The organism is Ornithinibacillus halophilus, assembly GCF_900129485.1.
Classification (GTDB): Bacteria; Bacillota; Bacilli; order Bacillales; family Amphibacillaceae; genus Ornithinibacillus; species Ornithinibacillus halophilus.
On sequence record NZ_FQVW01000090.1, the window covers coordinates 1 to 4,596 of the forward strand.

Here is a 4,596-nt window from a genome sequence, read left to right on the forward strand (position 1 = left end):
CGACCTTCCTTTTTATCGGAGTCGATGTTGACTTATCGTACGGAGGCGAAGGAAGTCTCACTAGTCGCAGGAGCTCGGAGCTAGACATCTTCGAAAGTCATACTTTCTTAATTCTCAAAAAAAGACTTGCATTTTAATTCAGAAGTGATTATAATAAGTCTTGTCCTTAAATTTAATAAATGTCTGGTAGCGATAGCGAGAAGGTCACACCTGTTCCCATGCCGAACACAGAAGTTAAGCTTCTCAGCGCCGATGGTAGTTGGGGCTTTGCCCCTGCAAGAGTAGGACGCCGCCAGGCTAATATAAAAAGCAGTGTACGTATAAATGACGTATGCTGCTTTTTTTGTGGCATAAAAAATTAACAAATACATAGAAAACTAATGAACTATGTAACTTCAATTATCGACCTCTATTGTCCGTTTCATTTTGAATATGGATGAACATATACGAGAATGAATCAATAAATACCCTTAAATAAAACTCCTTTTCATCAAATTTTCACATAGGACTTGTATGATACAAATTGAGAGATAATGAATTATAAAGTGTTAGTGATTTTTTCAATACCATAATTTTAACTTGATGATATAGAAAGAGGGATTAGAGATGGGTGGAATTGAAGCAGATACAATGCTAATTGTAGGAATGTTTTTGGCAATAGGAGCTGGAGCTTTATCGTTTTTATCACCTTGTGTGTTACCAATCTTTCCAGCGTACTTATCTTATATTACTGGAATTAGTGTAAAGGAATTACAAGGGAATAAAACAGTAAAAATTCGTAGTCAGTTAATAAGTCATTCTTTATTCTTTTTACTAGCTGTATCTTTAGTGTTTATAAGCTTAGGTGCTAGTGCATCATTTTTAGGACAGTGGGCACAAAACCTATTAATTGGTGAATCTGGATTGTTGATACAAAGAATAGCTGGGATATTCATCGTATTTATGGGGGTGTTTGTGGCTGGATGGATTTCTATACCTGCATTAATGAAAGAAAGAAGATTTCATTATACGAAAAAGCCTGCTGGTTATTTAGGAACTTTCTTTGTAGGTCTAGGTTTTGCAGCAGGATGGACACCATGCATTGGACCAATTTTTGGATCTATTCTTTTATTAGCTGCAAGCAATCCTGGTCAAGGTATTTTTTATACGGTGATGTATGTTATAGGATTTGCGTTACCGTTTTTAATTTTGACTTTCTTTCTAGGGTCGACGAGATGGATTGTTCGTCATAGTCAAGTCATTATGAAGATAGGCGCTGTGGTTATGATTATCATGGGGTTAGTTCTATTCTTCGGTCTGATGCCAAGAATTACAGGATTTTTACTTAATTTAATTCAAGATACATGGTTATCAAACTTAGGCTAGATGGAGGGATAATGAATGAAAAAAGGGATTCTCCTGATTGTTATTACAATCATGTTGGGTTATGCGGTTTGGGATTTTATGGATTCCGATAAAAACAACAATACAAGTGATGCTACTTTAGAAGAAGATGCTAGCAATGGCAGTATTGATGAAACGGGCGAAAATGATCCTGATATTGTCATTGGATTAGAAAAAGGAAATAGAGCACCTGATTTTGAATTACAAACATTAGACGGGGATCTTGTTAAATTATCGGATTTTCGTGGGAGTCGTGTTATGGTAAACTTCTGGGCAACGTGGTGCCCACCATGCCGAGCAGAAATGCCTGATATGGAAGAATTCTATCAGAATAAAGATGTGGTTATTTTAGCTGTCAATCTAGCTGAAACTGAAACGTCGGTTGATGATATTCATACGTTTGTTGATGACTTTAATCTAAGCTTCCCTATCCTGTTAGACGAGGTAACAGAAGTAGCGACAATGTATAAAATCCAACCGATTCCAACGACGTTTATGGTAGATTCGGAAGGGATTATTCAGTACAAAGCTTTTGGAGCGATGAACTATGATTTAATGGTTCAAGAATTCGAAAAGATGAAATAGTCCTCTTATAAAGTATAATGTTTCATAGAGGTGAGATGGTTGAAGCAAACTATTTTAGTAGTTGAAGACGATAAAATGATCCGTGAATTAGTAACTATTTATTTAAAAAGGTCAGGCTATGAAGTGGTGGAGGCTGGTGATGGTGAGATAGCAAAGGAAGTTTTCCTTACCGAGCATCCATGTCTTATTATTTTAGATTTAATGCTTCCAAAAGTGAGTGGAGAAGAATTTTGTCAGTGGGTGAGGGAACAGGAACGAAATGAGGTTTCCATCATTATGTTGTCTGCAAAAGCACGAACGGAAGACAAAATAAAAGGGCTGAAGATGGGAGCGGATGACTATATCATCAAGCCATTTGAGCCAGAAGAATTAGTTGCACATGTAGAGGCGGTTTTACGACGGACTGGTCAGTATTGTCAAAAAATCACTTATGATGGGTTAACGATAAAACCACGTAAAGGGGAAGTTTTACTTTATGACCAATCATTAAAATTGACGAAACATGAGTTTAATCTTCTATATTACTTTATGGAGAACCCAAATGTTGTTATATCAAGAGAAGATCTCATGGACCAACTTTATCCGTATGCTGACAAAATTGTTTTGGATCGGACGATTGATGCTCATATAAAGAAATTAAGGAAAAAAATCGAGAAAGATCCTGCTTCTCCTAAACGTATACAAACCGTTCGAGGAATGGGGTATAAATTTGATACGTGATAAATTAAGGCATTCTTTATTTCCTAAACAGTTTCTGTTTCGGTTAACATTTATCAATATTATAGTTATCGCTTCTTTTGTCGTTTTAAGTACGTGGGCGATTTATAATACAGCTTGTATGTTAGCAGATGGGTTAGTTACTGTAAATGATCAAAAACAAGCTAATTTTGAAGCCACACTTTTTCAATACTTATGGGTTTTTAGTATTTCTACCATTGTCATAGGAAGTTTAATTCATTTTTATTTAACCAAAAAATTAATGCGTCCTTTACGTGACTTAATTGAATCGACTAAACGAATGAAGGAAGGTCATTATCCGACCCCAATTACGATGAATTCAAAGGATGAGATTGGTGAACTTACGAATCATTTTAATGAGTTGGTACAACAATTAAAAGATAATGAACAACACCGTCAAAAACTTGTTTCTGATTTATCTCATGAATTTCGTACCCCATTATCGAACGTAAACGGGTATTTATTAGCATTAAAAAATGGTGTAGTTGTTGCTGATACTGACTTATATCAGTCACTCTATGAAGAATCCAAACGGCTTATTCAATTGGTTGAACAGATGGAGCAACTGAAAGAATGGGATTATGTGTCAAAACAGACCTTTTCTGAAAAAAAACCAGTGGATATAAAAGATCTTATCAATCAATCTGTGGATATGTTTCGTTGGACGATTAAGAAAAACGGTATAGAAGTCCAGGTTGAAGTAGAATCAAGTATGTTGAAGGTCGACCATGGAGCAATTTCACAAGTGTTAAATAATTTAATCGATAATGCAATACAATATTATGAAGGTACGGATCCAATCACTATAAAAGGTGAGAAGCGCCTTTCGGAATATTGTATATTTATTAAGGGTCCAGGCCGTCCAATTCCCTATGGTGAACAGAAACGGATTTTTGAGCGATTTTATCGTGTAGATCAGTCACGTTCTCGTGAACTAGGTGGTTCTGGTTTGGGGTTAGCGATTTCAAAAGAAATTATCGAACATCATAAAGGAAAAATAGGGGTTGAGTCAGAAGAGGATATACATGTTTTCTGGTTCACATTACCAGTTAATAATTAATGCAGTCAACTAGAGTTGGCTGCATTGTTATTTTTATTTTGTAATGAGAGTTATTTCGATTGCTTAATTTCAAACTCCTCTGTTATTACGATACTATCTTGTACTGATTGAATCATAGCACAGTTTTTTCTTGTCAACTCTAGCGCTTTTTCGATTTTTGATGGTTCCAGGTCCTCAGCAATAATAGTATATACTAAATGAATCTCTTCAATACGATTGGCGATTTCTGGATTTCGTTTAACATTGGCAGATATGGTAATGTCTTCATAAGCAAGACGTTTTTTCTCCAATATTTTTCGGAATACTCCACCACTACAACCGACAATAGAAGAGATTAACAATTGATATGGTCGAAATCCGAAGTTTTCATCTGCTGATACATTTAAAACATCGTATTCTAATTCGGCTTGAAAGCCTTTTTCTTTCATCTTAAAAATCACTTATATTCCTCCCTTTTCTATATATTTTAGCATACTAATTGATTGTGAAAATTTAATGAAAAGGGATTGAATAATTTGAACATATCAGTGAAACTTCATCTAGTTGGGGGGGGCTTTCTTTCCTCACTAAATGTTAGCAACGCAAGGAGAGACCCGCAGGCCCTTCCCGAGGCTGCTGAAAAAGTCCGATTAATAAAAAAGTCATATACATAGAGGGCTGGAACATAACTTAATCTCTATAATCCAAAGTCGAACAATTACCATGAAGGTAGTTAGAATGTTAGTCTTTAGGTGAAATCTAATTTTTAATGAATTATTCAATTCTGATGTAACTGCTTTGTTGATTTGCACTGCGGACAGTCGCTTTCCGCGGGCACGGCCTCAGCCTCC

At 35.7% G+C, this 4,596-nt stretch carries 5 protein-coding genes and 1 rRNA gene; 5 read left to right on the forward strand and 1 reads right to left on the reverse strand.

Annotation, left to right across the window (positions count from 1 at the left end; all coding sequences use genetic code 11):
* Nucleotides 1-182: 182 nt before the first annotated feature.
* From rrf to BUB12_RS17175, 5 genes are all read left to right on the forward strand, one after another.
* Nucleotides 183-298: ribosomal RNA gene (gene rrf, locus BUB12_RS17155) — 5S ribosomal RNA — on the forward strand.
* A gap of 308 nt (nucleotides 299-606) precedes the next feature.
* Complete coding sequence (locus BUB12_RS17160) at nucleotides 607-1,365, forward strand: cytochrome c biogenesis CcdA family protein (RefSeq protein WP_072892134.1); 759 nt, start codon at nucleotides 607-609, stop codon at nucleotides 1,363-1,365.
* 15 nt (nucleotides 1,366-1,380) lie between these two features.
* Entirely contained in the window at nucleotides 1,381-1,968 is a 588-nt protein-coding gene (locus BUB12_RS17165) for a redoxin domain-containing protein (protein ID WP_072892135.1), read from the forward strand.
* A 39-nt stretch (nucleotides 1,969-2,007) separates the two neighbouring features.
* Complete coding sequence (locus BUB12_RS17170) at nucleotides 2,008-2,688, forward strand: response regulator transcription factor (RefSeq protein WP_072892136.1); 681 nt, start codon at nucleotides 2,008-2,010, stop codon at nucleotides 2,686-2,688.
* Nucleotides 2,678-3,766, forward strand: coding sequence for a sensor histidine kinase (locus BUB12_RS17175; RefSeq protein WP_072892137.1), 1,089 nt, complete (start codon nucleotides 2,678-2,680; stop codon nucleotides 3,764-3,766). The genes BUB12_RS17170 and BUB12_RS17175 overlap by 11 nt, the downstream gene beginning before the upstream one ends.
* Nucleotides 3,767-3,816: 50 nt before the next feature.
* Here BUB12_RS17175 and BUB12_RS17180 read toward each other — a convergent pair whose 3' ends face one another.
* Complete coding sequence (locus tag BUB12_RS17180; protein ID WP_072892138.1) at nucleotides 3,817-4,206, reverse strand: OsmC family protein; 390 nt, start codon at nucleotides 4,204-4,206, stop codon at nucleotides 3,817-3,819.
* Nucleotides 4,207-4,596: the final 390 nt, after the last annotated feature.